This is a genomic window from uncultured Bradyrhizobium sp. (genome assembly GCF_936928535.1).
Classification (GTDB): Bacteria; Pseudomonadota; Alphaproteobacteria; order Rhizobiales; family Xanthobacteraceae; genus Bradyrhizobium.
Genome location: NZ_CAKZHY010000119.1, coordinates 24,163 through 39,568, shown reverse-complemented (window position 1 = coordinate 39,568; position 15,406 = coordinate 24,163). Strand labels below are relative to the sequence as shown.

Below are 15,406 nucleotides of genomic sequence, written 5' to 3'. Positions count from 1 at the left end.
TCTACATTGAAGAACTAGAACTACTTTCCGATACAAAACTTCTGGAAGATGGCCCCGAGGACGTCCTCGACGTCGACCCGGCCCAGCAGCCGGCCCAGGGCGTAGGCGGCAGCGCGCAGCTCTTCGGCGGCCAGCTCCTCGCCCTCTTCTACAAGCTCGAGACTCTGGCGCAAGCTCTCTGACGCACGGCTCAACAGATCCCGCTGGCGGGCCCGAGTGACCAATGCACCCTCGGTCGTCCCGAAGAAGTCGGCTGCGAATCCGACGAGGGCCTCGACCAGCGCGGGGATGCCGTCGCCCCGGCTCGCTGAGATCTGGAATTCGCCGGACGGACCGGCGCTGGCGCCGCCAAGGTCGATCTTGTTGCGCACCACCCAGATTGGACCGCCAGGCAGGTCGCCCGACCGCATCGCATCCGGATTGGCGGCGCCCTCTCCCTCGACCAGCCACAGCACGAGGTCGGCGTCTTCAGCCCGAGCCCTCGCTCGCCGCACGCCTTCCTGTTCGACGGGATCGTCGGTCTCTCTGATACCGGCGGTGTCGATGACAGTGACGGGATAGCCGTCGAGATCAAGCTGCACTTCGATGACGTCACGCGTGGTGCCGGCATGCGGCGAAACGATCGCGACCTCGCGGCGGGCGAGCTGATTCATCAGGGTCGACTTTCCGACGTTCGGCTCGCCCGCGATCGCAACCACCATGCCATCGCGCAGGCGTTCAGAATGTCCCTGTGCCGCAAGGACTTTTGTGATCTCGGCATGCAGCGATTTGATCGCCTTCACCGCCGGCGCCCGCAACTCGGCAGGAACATCGCCTTCATCGGAAAAATCGATGCCGGCCTCGATCAGCGCCGACGCCTCGATGATGCGCTCGCGCCAGTCGCGCGCGCGGTCGCCGAGCAGCCCCTGCAGCTGCCGCAGCGCCTGGCGGCGCTGGCGGTCGGTGTCGGCATGGATGAGGTCGTCGAGACCTTCGGCTTCGGTGAGGTCGAGCTTGCCGCTCTCGAATGCGCGCCGCGTGAACTCGCCCGGTTCGGCCGCGCGTGTATTCGGAATTATCGAAATAGCAGCCAGGAGCGCGGCGAGCACGGCGCGGCCGCCATGGACGTGGAATTCGGCGACGTCTTCGCCCGTCGCAGTCCCCGGCCCCGGAAACCAGAGCACGACCGCATCGTCGATCGGCTGGCCGGCGCCGTCATGGAGCAGCCGCCGGCTGGCCTGCCGCGGCGCCGGCAGCTTGCCCGCCAATGTCATCACCGCCTGTCCGGCTTGCGGACCCGAGACGCGCACGATGGCGATCGCACTCGGCGGCCGGCCGGACGATAGCGCAAAGATGGTCTGGTCACGCGAATGCATGGCCTATTTGTCTGGCTGGCCGCGAAAAGGCAAACCGCTCATTCCGGGCCAACACCAAAGACGATTTTGCTGCGGTCTGACCCGCAACAAATTCCATTGGTGCATCGCAACATACGCCGGCTTTTTGCTGCACAATTCCCCGCCTCGGACATTTCGGCCGGCCAGAAGTCAATAAATCTATAATTATATCAACATGATACCGAAATTCGGCTTCTCACCCCGCCCGTTGGTTATGCTGCATCTTTCCCGCAGCAAACCCGCACAACAAAAAGGGCGCCTGAAGGCGCCCTCTGATGTTTTGCTGCACCCTGGCTCAGGTGTTCATGGAGTCGAAGAACTCCGAATTGCTCTTGGTCGAGCGCAGCTTGTCGAGCAAGAAGTCGATCGCGTCCATCGTGCCCATCGGGTTGAGGATACGGCGGAGCACGTACATCTTCTTGAGCACCTGAGGATCGGTGATGAGCTCCTCCTTGCGGGTGCCGGAGCGCGAGATGTCGATCGCCGGGAAGGTCCGCTTGTCCGAGACCTTGCGATCCAGGATCAGTTCCGAGTTACCCGTGCCCTTGAACTCTTCGAAGATGACTTCGTCCATGCGGCTGCCGGTATCGACCAGCGCCGTCGCGATGATGGTCAGCGAGCCGCCCTCCTCGATGTTACGGGCGGCACCGAAGAAGCGCTTGGGACGCTGCAGCGCGTTGGCATCGACACCGCCGGTCAGCACCTTGCCTGAAGACGGCACCACTGTGTTGTAGGCGCGGCCGAGACGCGTGATCGAATCGAGCAGGATGACGACGTCGCGGCCGTGCTCGACGAGGCGCTTGGCTTTCTCGATCACCATCTCCGCGACCTGGACGTGACGCACCGCCGGCTCGTCGAAGGTCGACGACACGACCTCGCCCTTCACCGAACGCTGCATGTCCGTCACTTCTTCCGGACGTTCGTCGATCAGCAGCACGATCAGATAGCAATCAGGATGATTGGCCGTGATCGAATGCGCGATATTCTGCATCAGCACGGTCTTGCCCGTGCGCGGTGGCGCAACGATCAACGCACGCTGGCCCTTGCCGATCGGAGCGACGATGTCGATCACGCGTGCAGACAGGTCTTTCCGCGTCGGATCGTCGATTTCCATGCGGAAACGCTGATTCGGAAACAGCGGCGTGAGGTTGTCGAAATTGACCTTGTGCTTGGCCTTTTCCGGATCCTCGAAATTGAGCGTGTTGACTTTCAGCAGCGCGAAATAGCGCTCGCCCTCTTTCGGGCTGCGGATATGGCCTTCGATGGTGTCGCCGGTGCGCAGACCGAAACGGCGGATCTGCGAGGGCGAAACGTAGATGTCGTCCGGGCCCGGAAGATAATTGGCATCGGGCGAGCGGAGGAAGCCGAAGCCGTCGGAGAGCACCTCGACGACGCCCTGGCCGACAATGTCGGTCTCGGCGAGTGCGAGCTGCTTGAGGATGGCGAACAACAGCTCCTGCTTGCGCATGGTGCTGGCATTCTCGACCCCATTCTCCTCCGCGAACGAGACGAGCTCGGCCGGCGTTTTGGATTTGAGGTCTTCGAGTTTGATTTCCCGCATTGGGGTGGTCCTGTGGGGTAACCTTGGGAGGGGGTGCGAGGAGGCTCTGAAATGCGGACGTGAGAAGATAAGGTCCGCAGGTCTGGCAAGGTTAAGTGCCGGTGGGGGCTTCAAACCTGATGCGGTGTCCGGCCTTCAAAAAGCTCGGACACAACCACATCCGCCTGCGTTGGGTGGGATGGCCTAATATAGAAAATCGCTTTCCACTCCGCAAGCCGAAGCGATGAGCGATCATTCACGATTCCTGCCTCAAATCTTGGCTAGAACGGCTTCACGATCACCATGATGACAATGATGATCATCAAAACGGTCGGCACCTCATTGATAATCCGGAAGAATTTCTGACTGTGGGGGCGCCGGTCGGCAGCGAAGTCCTTGAGCCAGCGGGAAAAAAAGCCGTGGACCGCTGAGAGCGCCAGCACCATCGCCAGTTTTACGTGCAGCCAGCCGAATGTGAACCAATGGCCGGCCCAGGCGAGATAAAGCCCGGCGAGCCAGGTGAGGATCATCGCGGGGTTGATGATCGCCTTGAGCAGGCGGCGCTCCATCACCTTGAACGTTTCCGACTGTTTCGAGCCGATCTCAGCTTCACAGTGATAGACGAACAGCCTGGGCAGATAGAGCATGCCGGCCATCCAGGAGATGACCGCGATCACGTGCAGCGCCTTGATCCAGAGATAGACGTCTTCAAACATGTCCGGCTTCCGACTTTGCGCTCATCTACGCGGCGAGCTGGGGATAGTAAGAACTCGTTAAGGTCTCACCTGCACACATATCCGTACCCTGAGCCTTCCTCAAATCTAGAATCTTAGATTCTTAAAGGTTTGAGTCTGAGTGACCGTGGATTGGACTCACACAAGGCCGTCCGCACGTCCGCTAACGCTTGTTCACATCCATCAACATGTCCTCGCTGGTTCCCGCCTGGCCAGATAAAGGGTCCGGGCTCAAAGGCTTGCGCATTTCTATCCGCAGCCTATCAAGGGGGTTGTCAGCGCAATCCCGCTCCTCTCACGACAGGCCGCCGGACTTGTTCTGACGGGCAGCGGTGTGAAGAAAATTGGCACTTGTCCCGCCCCTGGTGTCGCGCAACCCTTTCCGAGGGGTTAAGCTCCACAGAAATCCACAAACCACACCGCCCCCATACAAAGAGTTTTTGTGCCGACCTCGAGCAATTATTTCCATCTGCACCTCGTCTCCGACTCCACCGGTGAGACCCTGATCACTGTCGCGCGTGCCGTCGCCGCGCAGTACGCCAATGTCACGCCGGTCGAGCACGTCTATCCGCTGGTGCGCAGCCAGAAGCAGCTCGACCGCGTGCTCGACGAGATCGAGGAAGCGCCTGGCATCGTGCTGTTCACGCTGCTGGAGAAGGATTTGGTGTTCCGGCTCGAGGACAAGTGCAAGAACATCAATGTTCCGAGCCTCTCGATCATCGGCCCGGTCATGCAATTGTTCGAAGCCTATCTCGGTGCCGCAACGACCGGTCGCGTCGGTGCACAGCACGTGCTCAACGCCGAATATTTCAAGCGCATCGATGCGCTGAACTACACGATGATCCATGACGACGGCCAGCATGTCGAAGGTCTGGAGGAAGCCGACGTCGTGCTGGTCGGCGTGTCCCGCACCTCGAAGACACCGACGTCGATCTATCTTGCCAACCGCGGCATTCGCACCGCCAACGTGCCGCTGGTTCCGGGCATTCCCGTGCCGGCGCAGCTGGAGACATTGACCCGGCCGCTGGTGGTAAGTCTGCACGCAACGCCTGAACGCCTGATCCAGATCCGTCAGAACCGCCTGCTGTCGATGGGCGCGGAATCCGGCAGTGATACCTATACCGACAGGCAGTCGGTCACCGAGGAGGTCGCATTTGCACGCAAGCTGAGTGCCAAGCACGATTGGCCGTTGCTTGACGTCACGCGTCGCTCGATCGAGGAAACCGCAGCTGCGATCATGAAGCTTTATAGCGATCGCCAGCGCAACCGGCCTTCGGAATAAGCTCCGGCGATGTCTCTCTGGCGCGGCACATCCCCCTTGATCCTGGCGTCGCAAAGCAGTGCGCGAAAGGTGCTGCTGGCCAATGCCGGGTTCGACTTCAAGGCGATCACAGCCGATATCGACGAACGCCGGATTCAGGTAGATTCAAAGCTGTCGAACCCGCGTGAAATTGGCCTGCTGCTGGCGCGTGAAAAGGCGAAAGCGGTCTCGACCAATTATCCCGGAAGCTATGTGATTGGTGCCGACCAGACGCTGGCGCTGGGCAATCGACTCTTCAACAAGCCCGCAGGCCGTGCCCAGGCTCTGGCGCAACTGCGTGATCTCTCCGGCAACAGTCACGAGCTGAATTCGGCCGTCGCGGTCGCGCGTGATGGCAAGATTGTCTTTGAGGATGTCTCGGTCGCGCGCATGACCATGCGGCAGATGAGCGAGGCCGAACTGTCCGCCTATCTCGATGCGGCCGGCGATACCGTCACCACCAGCGTCGGCGCCTATCAGCTCGAAGGGCTCGGCATCCATCTGTTCGAGCGCATCGACGGCGACCATTTCACCATTCTCGGCTTGCCGCTCCTGCCGCTGCTTGCGTTCCTGCGGCGCGAGCAGCTCGTTGCGGTGTAACTGACAGGGATGGTGTTGCGCTGATGCGGATCCTCGGACTCACAGGCTCGATCGGGATGGGCAAATCCACCACCGCGAAATTGTTCGCGGAGGCTGGCGTGCCCGTCTACGACGCCGATGCGGCCGTTCATCAGCTCTACGAAGGTGCGGCCGCGCCGGCGATCGAGGCCGCCTTCCCCGGCACCACCGCCAACGGCAAGGTCGATCGTCCAAAACTGTCGGCGCGCGTGGTGCATGATCCTGCCGCGATCAAGCAGCTCGAGCAGATCGTCCATCCGATGCTCGGCGCCTCCCGGCAAAAATTCTTTACTGATGCGGAAGCCGCCAAGGCGCCGGTCGTGGTTCTCGATATCCCGCTGCTGTTCGAAACCGGTGGCGAGAAGCGGGTCGACGCCGTCGTCGTGGTCTCGACCTCGCCGGAGACGCAGCGCGAGCGCGTGCTGGCGCGGGGAACCATGGACGAGGCCAAGTTAGAGGCCATCATTGCCAAGCAGATGCCCGACGCCGAAAAGCGCAAACGGGCGGATTTCGTCGTGGATACCTCCCACGGACTCGAGCCGGTGCGCGCGCAAATCACGCACATCCTGGCCGAGGTCGTTAAGATGCCGCAGCGGCGGGCCTGATTCGCCTGTAACCACGGCTTCTTGCACGGCACCCAAAAATCATGCGCGAAATCGTTCTCGATACCGAAACCACCGGCCTCGATCCCCTGCGCGGCGATCGTCTGGTCGAAATCGGCTGCGTCGAGATCTTCAACCGCATGCCGACGGGACAGACGTACCACGTCTATATCAACCCTGAGCGGGACATGCCGGCGGAAGCCTTCGCCGTGCACGGGCTGTCGGCCGAGTTCCTGTCGACCAAGCCGCTGTTTCACGAGGTGGCCGACGAGTTCCTGGCGTTCATCGGCGATGCGCCTTTGGTGATCCACAACGCCTCGTTCGACATCAGCTTCATCAATGCCGAGCTCGACCGAATCAAGCGCACGCCGATTCCGCGCGAGCGGCTGGTCGATACGCTGCTGCTGGCGCGGCGCAAACATCCTGGCGTGTCGAACCGGCTCGACGATCTCTGTTCGCGCTATTTGATCGACAATTCACACCGCACCAAGCACGGCGCGTTGCTCGACTCCGAGCTTCTGGCAGAGGTCTATGTCGATCTGGTCGGGGCGCGGCAGTCGCAGCTGCTTCTCGCGTCGGAGACCCAGGAAATTCGCATCAGCGCCGGTGGCGATGCGCCGCGGCGGCAGCGCCTGGTACCGCTTGCGCCGCGGGTGTCGGATGCCGAGCGTGAGGCCCATCGGGCCTTCATCGCAACAATGGGCGAAAAGGCGATCTGGAACGAATATCTCGCCGCTCCAGTCGCCTCTTCGGCTGGCTAGGTTCGGAGGTTAGGCTTTACCGGCCTGACCCTGGGCGGCCATCTGCCGCTCCATGTTCTGGCGATAGAGACCGACGAAGTCGACCGGGTCCAGCATCAGCGGCGGGAACCCGCCGTCGCGCACGGCGGTCGCGATGATCTCACGGGCGAACGGGAACAGCAGACGCGGGCATTCGATCATGACCAGCGGATGCAGGTTCTCCTTTGGCACATTGGTGATGCGGAACACGCCGGCATACGCCAGCTCGAACGAGAACATCACCTTGCCCGCGGTTTCGGCCTTGCCCTCGACCGCCAGCGTCACCTCGAACTCGGTTTCGCTGAGGTTGTTGGCGTTCACATTGATCTGGATGTTGATCTGCGGCGCCTGGCTCTGCTGCTGCAGCGAGCTCGGCGCGTTCGGATTTTCGAACGACAGGTCCTTAGTATATTGCGCCAGCACATTGAGCTGGGGAGCCTGGGCCGCCTCGGGAGGGGTGCCGTTGCCATTGGTCATCAAAGTCTCTCCTTACCCGATTGGGGCTGAATTTCGCGGCGGTTGGCTAACATAGGGCTGCCTCATTCCACAAGGACGAACGGCGCTGGAGGGTCGATCCGGCCGACGCCCACAACTGTGACGTTTGACCCGGCCCGGACACCAAACCGCACGTTAAACGCTTGAAGATGCGCGATTTCCGGGCAGGATCGGGTTTCCCCTTAAGCATAAAACGCGCTACACTTCGGGCTGTGCCAAAAGGCGCCATTGGCCGGGCCAGATTTCGTGCCTACATCCGCCGGACGAGACGCGCGGGCCAAAAATGGTGATGTCATCTTGCCGTTCCGGTATGGAACGGTCTACTGGCCGGATTGATTTTCCCGGCAACGACCCCAAAGACGACCCGGGTTAAGACCAGAAAGCGATACGACGTGGACATCTACACCATCATCTTCCTTGCGCTGGCGGTCTTTATTTTCCTGCGGCTGCGTAGCGTGCTGGGGCAGCGGACGGGCAATGAGCGGCCGCCGTTCGACCGTACCGCGCGCAATGCGCTGGGTGGTGCCCCCGACAAGAATGTCGTGACCATGCCGGGCAAGGTGATCGATCAGGCCCCGCTGGCGCCGACGGCCGAGCCGACCCCGCCGTCGGACCGCTGGAAGGGACTGACCGAGCCGGGCACTGCGCTGGCCCAGGGACTCGACGCCATCGTCGAGCGGGATTCCACCTTCGACCCGCGCCACTTCCTGTCCGGCGCCCGCGGCGCCTATGAGATGATCGTGCTCGCCTTTGCCAATGGCGATCGCCGCTCGCTGCGCGACCTGCTCTCGTCGGAGGTCTATGAAAGCTTCGACGCCGCGATCAAGGACCGCGAGAAGAACGATCAGAAGACCGAGACGCGCTTCGTGTCGATCGACAAGGCCGAGCTTGTTGGCGCCGAGCTGCGCGACCGTACGGCGCAGCTGACCGTGCGTTTCGTCTCGCAGATGATCTCGGTCACCCGTGACAAGGCCGGCAATATCGTCGACGGCAACGCCGACAAGGTCGCCGACATCACCGACATCTGGACTTTCGCCCGCGACACCACCTCTCGCGATCCGAATTGGAAGCTGGTTGGCACCGGAAGCGCGAATTAAGATCTTCCTGAAGAACAGCGCGACGGCGCTTTGCGCAGGTCTCGTCGTGCTGGCTTCGTTTTCTCTCGGCGCCGAGGCTGCGCGGCGTCACTACCGCAGCCAGCATCACCACGTCCCCGAAGTCGCCGCGATCCCGCCGCGCGCGCTGCCCTATCCCCAGCTCCCGCTCCCGTTCGAAATATCAGGCGCGCAATATCTGCCGCTGGCCTGGGCCGACGTGAAGGGCTGGAGCGATGACGATCATCTCGCCGCCTACAAGACGTTTCGTGCCAGCTGCCGGTCGATCAATGCGCAGACCAGCGCTCCTGAACACAAGGCGCTTGAATTCAAGGCCTTGGGCGGTTCGCTGAGCGAACCCTGCCGCGCCGCCAAGTCGCGGGAGCCGACCGATGACGCCGGCGCGAAGGCCTTCTTTGAAGACAATTTTTCGCCGCTGCGGATCTCGCGCTTAGGGGAGCCCGATGGTTTCGTCACCGGTTATTATGAGCCGGTGCTGGACGGATCGCGCACGCAGACCGAAATCTACAACGTGCCGGTCTATCGCCGCCCCTCGAACTTGTTCGTGCGCGGCTTCAATCAGGCCTCCGTCAGCCTGCCCAACAAGGGGCCCGTGTATCGCAAGATCGGCCGCCGCAAGCTCGTGCCCTATTATGATCGCGGCGAGATCGAGGACGGCAAGATCGCCGGCCGCGGGCTGGAGATCGCCTGGCTGAAGGATCCGACCGATCTTTTGTTCGCCCAGATCCAGGGCTCGGCGCGGATCAAGTTCGAGGACGGCTCGACCGTCCGGCTCAATTACGATTCCTATAACGGCTATCCCTACACGGCGGTCGGGCGCATCCTGATCGAGCGCGGCATCATCCCGAAGGAAGAGATGTCGATGCAGAAGATCAGGGAGTGGATGGCGCAAAATCCTGATGGTGCCAAGGAGCTGCGGCGGCAGAACCGCTCCTATATCTTCTTCCACGAGGTCAATCTGTCCGATAAGGACGAGGCGATCGGTGCGCAAGGCATCCCGCTGACTGCCGGCCGCTCGATCGCGGTCGACAAATCGCTGCATGTCTACGGCACGCCGTTCTTCATCGAGGGCGAGCTGCCGATCGAGTCCGACCGCGCCAAGACGCCGTTCCATCGCCTGATGATCGCGCAGGATACCGGCTCCGCAATTGTCGGCCCAGCCCGCGCGGATCTCTATTTTGGTGCGGGTGCGGACGCTGGCCGCGTCTCGGGACGGCTGCGCCACCCCATGCATTTCGTGATGCTGGTGCCGAAGAGCCTCGATCCGAATATTCGCGCAGCCAGGCTGCCGGTGCCGGATCCGCGGCCGTCCGAGAAGATCGCAAGGCTGTTTCCGCAGCCGCCTGCGGCAAAGCCCGTCGCGCCCGCCGCAACTCCAGGCCACGACGAGACTGTCGCCGTTGCGAGCCCCATCCCAATTCCGGCGCCGCGTCCTGTGATAGAACCTGTCCGCGAACCTCGCAGGCACATGAAAACGCATTCCCACCAGCAATGAAGCGATCGTCCCGTCCGCCCGTGCTGGATCCGCGTCCTTCGCCGCGCCGTCGCGCGCTCAGTGAGGAAGATCGCGAGCTGTGGGATTTGGTCTCGAGGCAGGTCAAGCCGCTGCGCAAGCATCGGGCGACCAAGCTGCACGCCGCGCCGCGTGCCGAGGCCTCGCCGGCCGCGCCGGTCGCGAAACAAGCGCTGTCGCCGCGACCCCTGGCTGCGGCGCCGGCCCCGCGTCCGTCAAAACCGTCGATGCCGCCGCTCGCCCCGCTCGGCAAGCGCGAACGCACAAAACTGTCGCGCGGCCGCAGCGAGATCGAGGCGCGGCTCGATCTGCACGGCATGACCCAGATGCGCGCCCACCGCGCCCTGACCGGTTTTTTGCACCGCGCCCATCACGATGGCCTGACCTTCGTGCTCGTCATCACCGGCAAGGGCCGCAGCGGCGGCGAAAGCGGCGTGCTTCGCCGCCAGGTTCCGGAATGGCTGAGCCTGCCGGAATTCCGCGCCTTCGTGGTCGGGTTCGAGGAAGCGGGCATCTGCCATGGCGGCGAGGGCGCGCTGTATGTGCGGATCAGGCGCGCGCGGTTTTAAAGAGCGTGATCTGGAAAAGTGGATATCGGTTTTCCCTCGCGACAAACGCGGAACGCGTTTGCGCGGAGATCATGCTCAACTAAAAAGGCCGGACGATCCCGACGCGCGGGATCAGGGTGATGATCAGGCCGAAGATATTGGTCTTCTTGTCTTCTTCCGGGATCAGCTGTGTCTCGTGCTTGGCCGGCAGCATCTTTACGGCGTGCAGGATCAGGAACATGCAGACCGCCCAGCTCGACATCCAGCGCGAATAGTCGAACACCATCGCGAACATCACGAGATAGGCCAGGCTGACGCCGATCAGGGCCGCGATGACGAGCTGGCGATGCGTCTCGCTCGCGAGTGCATGGATCAGGTCCGCGAAATAGCGCCACAACGGCGTATGCAGCCAGAACAGCAGCGCGAACACGGGAATGCCGAGGCTGTTGTGCGGCAGCCAGGCCCAGGTGTCGGAGATTTCCTTCGCGAGCGGTTGGTACCAGATGTAGGCGAATTGCAGCAGATCCTCGCGTGACGGATCGGCCATCCGGCTCTTGAGATAAGCGAGGAAATCAGCTTGCGGGATCGGCATGGTCCCGAGGAATTGCGCGGCGAAGAACAGCGCGCTGACGCAGAAGAGCGCTGCCAGGCCGAATGCCACATTGGTTCTGGTGACGCCGTAGGTCAGGTAGTGCCTGATCACGACGATGGTGATGATCGTCGGCACATACATCAAGAGATGAATATGATGGATCAGCACGAGGATGATCGAGAGCAGCGCCGCCGCCGCCACGAACAGCAACGAGCCCGCCGGCATCAGCAGCAGGACCAGCGCCGAGAGGCAGCCATAGATGTCGAAATGGCCGAGCGTGTGCATGAAATTCTTCAGGAAGTACGGCGAGCCCGCCATGAAGACGAACAGCGGCAGCGTCTTCGCGCTGAAGCCGAACGTCTTCCGAAACAACTGCACGAAGAGGGCCAGCGTCACCAGCCACGCCGTCCCCGAGATCGCGAACACCAGCCAGACCGGCACCTTGTCGGTGAACAGCGCGACGATCGCCCCGATCAAAGCGCGCTTGATGAAGCCGAAATGGTAGTCGACGAGCAGGTGGATGTAGGGCACGTAAGGCGGCAGCTTCACCTTGTGAATGAAGACGCCGACGATGACCGCCGCGTTGATCGCGAGCAGGATGCGCCAGGGGCTTTTCTGGATGTCAGAGAGCATATGGCACCGGCGGCGCGCCAAACTGCACCGTCGTCCCCGGCCTAGTGCGCAATTGCGCACGGGGGGCCGGGACCCATAACCACGAATGTTTGTTTTGAGCCAACGCTGGGGCCGCTATCATTTCCAACAAGACTGCCGGTGAGTATGGGTCCCGGCGTTCGCCGGGATGACGCTGGAATGAATAGCGCGGGCCTAGCGAATCACAAAATGAACCGGCTGAGATCGGCGTTCTTGGCGAGGTCGCCGACGTGCTTCTGCACGAAATCGGCATCGACCCGGACGGTTTCGCCATTGCGGTCGGGGGCGGTGAAGGAGATCTCGTCCAGCACCCGCTCCATGACCGTCTGAAGCCTGCGGGCGCCGATATTCTCGACGGTCGAGTTGACGGCGACCGCGACGTCGGCCAGCGCGTCGACGGCGCTGTCGGTGATGTCGAGTGTCACGCCCTCGGTCTGCATCAAGGCGACATATTGCTTGATCAGCGAGGCCTCGGGCTCGGTCAGGATGCGGCGCATGTCGTCGCGGGTCAGCGCCTGCAATTCGACGCGGATCGGCAGCCGGCCCTGCAATTCCGGCAGCAGGTCGGACGGCTTTGCGACGTGGAAGGCGCCGGAGGCGATGAACAGGATGTGGTCGGTCTTGACCGCGCCATGCTTGGTCGAGACCGTGGTGCCTTCGATCAGCGGCAGCAGGTCGCGCTGCACGCCCTCGCGCGAGACGTCGCCGGCGGCGCGGCCTTCGCGCGCGCAGATCTTGTCGATCTCGTCGAGGAAGACGATGCCGTTGTTCTCGACCGCGCTGATCGCCTCCAGCGTCAGTTGATCGGTGTCCAGCAGCTTGTCGGATTCCTCGTTGACGAGGATCTCGTGCGAGCCCTCGACCGTCAGCCGCCGCGTCTTGCTGCGGCCGCCCAGCTTGCCGAAGATGTCGCCGATCGAGATGGCGCCCATCTGCGCGCCCGGCATGCCCGGGATCTCGAACATCGGCATGCCGGAGCCAGATGACTGCGTCTCGATCTCGATTTCCTTGTCGTTGAGCTCGCCGGCGCGCAGCTTCTTGCGGAAGGATTCGCGCGTTGCCGAGCTCGCATTGGCGCCGACGAGCGCATCGAGCACGCGCTCCTCGGCGGCGAGCTGGGCCCGGGCCTGCACGTCCTTGCGCTTGCGCTCGCGCACCTGGGCGATCGCGACCTCGACGAGATCGCGCACGATCTGCTCGACGTCTCGGCCGACATAGCCGACCTCGGTGAACTTCGTGGCTTCCACCTTCAGGAACGGCGCATTGGCAAGCTTGGCGAGTCGCCGCGCGATCTCGGTTTTGCCGACGCCGGTGGGTCCGATCATCAGGATGTTCTTGGGCAGCACCTCCTCGCGCAGCGAGCCGGTGAGCTGCTGTCGGCGCCAGCGGTTGCGCAGCGCGATCGAGACGGCGCGCTTGGCGTCGCCCTGGCCGACGATGAAACGGTCGAGTTCGGAAACGATTTCGCGGGGGGAGAAGTCTGTCATGGCACCTTAGCTAGGATCAGAAGCCGGCGGGGACAAGCCGATTTTTGGGTCATCAAATGATCGGCGGGCCGGATTGCCATTGCTTCACGGCCTCGATCGGATGAATCAGCATGAGCACGTTGAGCGTCAGATTGTCCCTGATGTGCAGCGCCAGCATGATCTCGAAGGCGAGGCCGATCACGATGGTTGCGGGGATCGGCAGCACGCGCGCAATCAGGAACCCCAGCACCATGAACAAATTGTCCGATACCGAATTGACGATGCTGTCGCCGTAGTAATCCAGCGAAATCGTGCCGGCGCGGTAGCGTTCGATGATGAACGGTGAGTTCTCGACGATCTCCCAGACGCCCTCGATCAGCATCGCGACGATCAGCCGCGCGGGCCAACTTAGCCGCCGCGACAACAGCAGCCACGTCAGCCCGTAGAACAGGAAGCCGTGCAGCACGTGCGAAAAGCTGTACCAGTCGGCGATGTGCTGGGAGTTTTCCGAGCTGTTGACGTCACCGTGCCAGAGCTTGACGTAGCCGCAAGTGCAGATCGGCACCCGTCCCATCGCGAACAGGATCGAGGCCTGCAACGCCAGCAGCAGCAATGCGATGCCGACCCAGGCGAGCGGCGGGATTGCTGGTTGGGTCGGGCTGACGCTGCGGGCCGATGTCATCCTCTAGCCGGCCGTCAGCGCTTCGATGGTGACGTTGCGGTTGGTGTAGACGCAGATGTCGGCGGCGATGTCGAGCGAGCGGCGGACGATGGTCTCGGCGTCCTTGTCGGTGTCGATCAAGGCGCGGGCTGCGGCGAGCGCATAATTGCCGCCGGAGCCGATCGCCATCACGCCGGCCTCAGGCTCGAGCACGTCGCCGGTGCCTGTCAGCACCAGGGAGACATCCTTGTCGGCCACGATCATCATGGCCTCCAGCCGACGCAGGTAACGGTCCGTGCGCCAGTCCTTGGCGAGTTCGACCGCCGCCCGGGTCAATTGCCCCGGATACTGCTCGAGCTTGCTCTCCAGCCGCTCAAACAGGGTGAAGGCGTCCGCGGTCGCACCGGCAAAACCGCCGATGACGTCGCCCTTGCCGAGTTTCCGGACCTTTTTGGCGTTGGACTTGATCACGGTCTGGCCGATCGAGACCTGGCCGTCGCCGCCGATCACCACCTTGCCGCCCTTGCGGACCGTCAAAATCGTGGTGCCGTGCCAGACCGGCGAGCTGTTCTGGGAATCCTGCATGAATGGTCCTCGTTGTCCGGCCTGATTTAGGCGGTCAGGGACGGGGGCACAACGGGCCGTTCCGGGCCGAATTTGCTCACCATAGGCAGAAGTAGAGGCCCGGCCAGCCGTTCCCGCAGTAGCGAAGGCGTCATTTGACTGTTAAGAGACTGGCGTTTTCGGCCAAAACCACAGCGAAAGCTTTCAATGCGCACCGCGACGATCAAGCGCAAGACCAAGGAAACCGACATCGAGGTCTCCGTGAACCTCGATGGCACCGGCGTGGCCAATATCGCGACCGGCATCGGCTTTTTCGACCATATGCTCGATCTCCTCGCCCGCCATTCCCGCATCGACCTGACGGTCAAGGCGGTGGGCGATCTGCACATTGATTATCACCATACCACCGAAGACACCGGCATCGCGCTCGGCCAGGCGGTCAAGCAGGCGCTCGGCAACATGGCGGGCATCACCCGCTATGCCGGCGTGCACATGCCCATGGACGAGACGCTGACGCGCGTGGTCATCGACATCTCGGGCCGCCCGTTCCTGGTGTTCAAGGCCGACTTCCCCCGCCACAAGATCGGTGAATTCGACACCGAACTGGTGCGCGAGTGGTTCCAGGCCTTCGCCATCAACGCCGGCGTGACTCTCCACGTCGAGACCCTATATGGCGATAACAGCCACCATATCGCCGAGTCCTGCTTCAAGGGCCTGGCGCGGGCGCTGCGCACCGCGGTTGCGATCGATCCCAAGGCGGCGGGCGAAATCCCCTCCACCAAGGGCTCGCTTGGCGGCTGACCTCTCCGTCTGACAACGGCGGTATCGACTTAAATTCTCGAGAACGGGGCATCG

General features: G+C 62.5%; 16 protein-coding genes. 8 read left to right on the top strand and 8 right to left on the bottom strand.

What is annotated here, in order from left to right; all coding sequences use genetic code 11:
* Nucleotides 1-20: 20 nt before the first annotated feature.
* The 3 genes from mnmE to hemJ form a co-directional block, all read right to left on the bottom strand.
* Entirely contained in the window at nt 21-1,355 is a 1,335-nt protein-coding gene (gene mnmE / locus Q0687_RS24140; protein WP_298882374.1) for a tRNA uridine-5-carboxymethylaminomethyl(34) synthesis GTPase MnmE, read from the bottom strand.
* A 313-nt stretch (nt 1,356-1,668) separates the two neighbouring features.
* Nucleotides 1,669-2,934, bottom strand: coding sequence for a transcription termination factor Rho (rho, locus tag Q0687_RS24135; RefSeq protein WP_057751982.1), 1,266 nt, complete (start codon nt 2,932-2,934; stop codon nt 1,669-1,671).
* Nucleotides 2,935-3,194: 260 nt separating this feature from the next.
* A complete protein-coding gene (gene hemJ / locus Q0687_RS24130) occupies nt 3,195-3,629 on the bottom strand; it encodes a protoporphyrinogen oxidase HemJ (RefSeq protein ID WP_298882369.1) in 435 nt (144 codons plus the stop codon).
* 460 nt (nt 3,630-4,089) lie between these two features.
* On the opposite strand from hemJ, the gene Q0687_RS24125 reads away from it, so the two are divergent.
* From Q0687_RS24125 to dnaQ, 4 genes are read left to right on the top strand one after another with little or no spacing between them, the layout of a single operon-like run.
* Nucleotides 4,090-4,929, top strand: coding sequence for a pyruvate, water dikinase regulatory protein (locus Q0687_RS24125; RefSeq protein WP_298882368.1), 840 nt, complete (start codon nt 4,090-4,092; stop codon nt 4,927-4,929).
* A 9-nt stretch (nt 4,930-4,938) separates the two neighbouring features.
* Nucleotides 4,939-5,547, top strand: coding sequence for a Maf family nucleotide pyrophosphatase (locus Q0687_RS24120; RefSeq protein ID WP_298882363.1), 609 nt, complete (start codon nt 4,939-4,941; stop codon nt 5,545-5,547).
* 23 nt (nt 5,548-5,570) lie between these two features.
* Nucleotides 5,571-6,170: a dephospho-CoA kinase gene (gene coaE, locus Q0687_RS24115; protein ID WP_298882358.1), complete on the top strand. Its 600-nt coding sequence runs from the start codon at nt 5,571-5,573 to the stop codon at nt 6,168-6,170.
* A gap of 41 nt (nt 6,171-6,211) precedes the next feature.
* Nucleotides 6,212-6,928, top strand: a complete 717-nt coding sequence (gene dnaQ / locus Q0687_RS24110; RefSeq protein WP_298882355.1) for a DNA polymerase III subunit epsilon — start codon at nt 6,212-6,214, stop codon at nt 6,926-6,928.
* Between the two features lie 9 nt (nt 6,929-6,937).
* Here the strand turns inward: dnaQ and secB are convergent, their stop codons facing one another.
* Entirely contained in the window at nt 6,938-7,423 is a 486-nt protein-coding gene (gene secB, locus Q0687_RS24105) for a protein-export chaperone SecB (protein ID WP_298882353.1), read from the bottom strand.
* Nucleotides 7,424-7,833: 410 nt separating this feature from the next.
* Here secB and Q0687_RS24100 point away from each other — a divergent pair, with 410 nt between their 5' ends.
* From Q0687_RS24100 to Q0687_RS24090, 3 genes are read left to right on the top strand one after another with little or no spacing between them, the layout of a single operon-like run.
* Entirely contained in the window at nt 7,834-8,538 is a 705-nt protein-coding gene (locus Q0687_RS24100; protein ID WP_298882350.1) for a Tim44/TimA family putative adaptor protein, read from the top strand.
* Complete coding sequence (locus Q0687_RS24095; RefSeq protein WP_298882347.1) at nt 8,516-10,051, top strand: MltA domain-containing protein; 1,536 nt, start codon at nt 8,516-8,518, stop codon at nt 10,049-10,051. The genes Q0687_RS24100 and Q0687_RS24095 overlap by 23 nt, the downstream gene beginning before the upstream one ends.
* Nucleotides 10,048-10,638, top strand: coding sequence for a Smr/MutS family protein (locus tag Q0687_RS24090; protein ID WP_298882345.1), 591 nt, complete (start codon nt 10,048-10,050; stop codon nt 10,636-10,638). The genes Q0687_RS24095 and Q0687_RS24090 overlap by 4 nt, the downstream gene beginning before the upstream one ends.
* A gap of 79 nt (nt 10,639-10,717) precedes the next feature.
* Here Q0687_RS24090 and Q0687_RS24085 read toward each other — a convergent pair whose 3' ends face one another.
* The 4 genes from Q0687_RS24085 to hslV all read right to left on the bottom strand — a co-directional run bounded on the left by Q0687_RS24085 (nt 10,718) and on the right by hslV (nt 14,572).
* A complete protein-coding gene (locus Q0687_RS24085; RefSeq protein ID WP_298882341.1) occupies nt 10,718-11,842 on the bottom strand; it encodes a hypothetical protein in 1,125 nt (374 codons plus the stop codon).
* 200 nt (nt 11,843-12,042) lie between these two features.
* A complete protein-coding gene (gene hslU / locus Q0687_RS24080; RefSeq protein WP_298882339.1) occupies nt 12,043-13,347 on the bottom strand; it encodes an ATP-dependent protease ATPase subunit HslU in 1,305 nt (434 codons plus the stop codon).
* A gap of 52 nt (nt 13,348-13,399) precedes the next feature.
* The gene (locus Q0687_RS24075) at nt 13,400-14,008 is read right to left on the bottom strand and encodes a DUF2585 domain-containing protein (RefSeq protein ID WP_298882337.1); all 609 of its coding nucleotides are present in this window, start codon (nt 14,006-14,008) and stop codon (nt 13,400-13,402) included.
* Between the two features lie 3 nt (nt 14,009-14,011).
* Nucleotides 14,012-14,572 (bottom strand): ATP-dependent protease subunit HslV, encoded by a 561-nt coding sequence (gene hslV, locus Q0687_RS24070; RefSeq protein WP_200297376.1) that lies wholly within the window; start codon nt 14,570-14,572, stop codon nt 14,012-14,014.
* Nucleotides 14,573-14,758: 186 nt separating this feature from the next.
* Between hslV and hisB the strand changes: the two genes are divergently transcribed.
* Nucleotides 14,759-15,352 (top strand): imidazoleglycerol-phosphate dehydratase HisB, encoded by a 594-nt coding sequence (gene hisB, locus Q0687_RS24065; protein WP_036044988.1) that lies wholly within the window; start codon nt 14,759-14,761, stop codon nt 15,350-15,352.
* Nucleotides 15,353-15,406 lie beyond the last annotated feature (54 nt).

Excerpts from the sequence above, each read along its gene's own strand:
- mnmE (WP_298882374.1), bottom strand. The coding sequence starts at position 1,355 with ATGCATTCGCGTGACCAGACCATCTTTGCGCTATCGTCCGGCCGGCCG.
- rho (WP_057751982.1), bottom strand. The coding sequence starts at position 2,934 with ATGCGGGAAATCAAACTCGAAGACCTCAAATCCAAAACGCCGGCCGAG.
- hemJ (WP_298882369.1), bottom strand. The coding sequence starts at position 3,629 with ATGTTTGAAGACGTCTATCTCTGGATCAAGGCGCTGCACGTGATCGCG.
- Q0687_RS24120 (WP_298882363.1), top strand. The coding sequence starts at position 4,939 with ATGTCTCTCTGGCGCGGCACATCCCCCTTGATCCTGGCGTCGCAAAGC.
- coaE (WP_298882358.1), top strand. The coding sequence starts at position 5,571 with ATGCGGATCCTCGGACTCACAGGCTCGATCGGGATGGGCAAATCCACC.
- dnaQ (WP_298882355.1), top strand. The coding sequence starts at position 6,212 with ATGCGCGAAATCGTTCTCGATACCGAAACCACCGGCCTCGATCCCCTG.
- secB (WP_298882353.1), bottom strand. The coding sequence starts at position 7,423 with ATGACCAATGGCAACGGCACCCCTCCCGAGGCGGCCCAGGCTCCCCAG.
- Q0687_RS24090 (WP_298882345.1), top strand. The coding sequence starts at position 10,048 with ATGAAGCGATCGTCCCGTCCGCCCGTGCTGGATCCGCGTCCTTCGCCG.
- Q0687_RS24085 (WP_298882341.1), bottom strand. The coding sequence starts at position 11,842 with ATGCTCTCTGACATCCAGAAAAGCCCCTGGCGCATCCTGCTCGCGATC.
- hslU (WP_298882339.1), bottom strand. The coding sequence starts at position 13,347 with ATGACAGACTTCTCCCCCCGCGAAATCGTTTCCGAACTCGACCGTTTC.
- Q0687_RS24075 (WP_298882337.1), bottom strand. The coding sequence starts at position 14,008 with ATGACATCGGCCCGCAGCGTCAGCCCGACCCAACCAGCAATCCCGCCG.
- hslV (WP_200297376.1), bottom strand. The coding sequence starts at position 14,572 with ATGCAGGATTCCCAGAACAGCTCGCCGGTCTGGCACGGCACCACGATT.
- hisB (WP_036044988.1), top strand. The coding sequence starts at position 14,759 with ATGCGCACCGCGACGATCAAGCGCAAGACCAAGGAAACCGACATCGAG.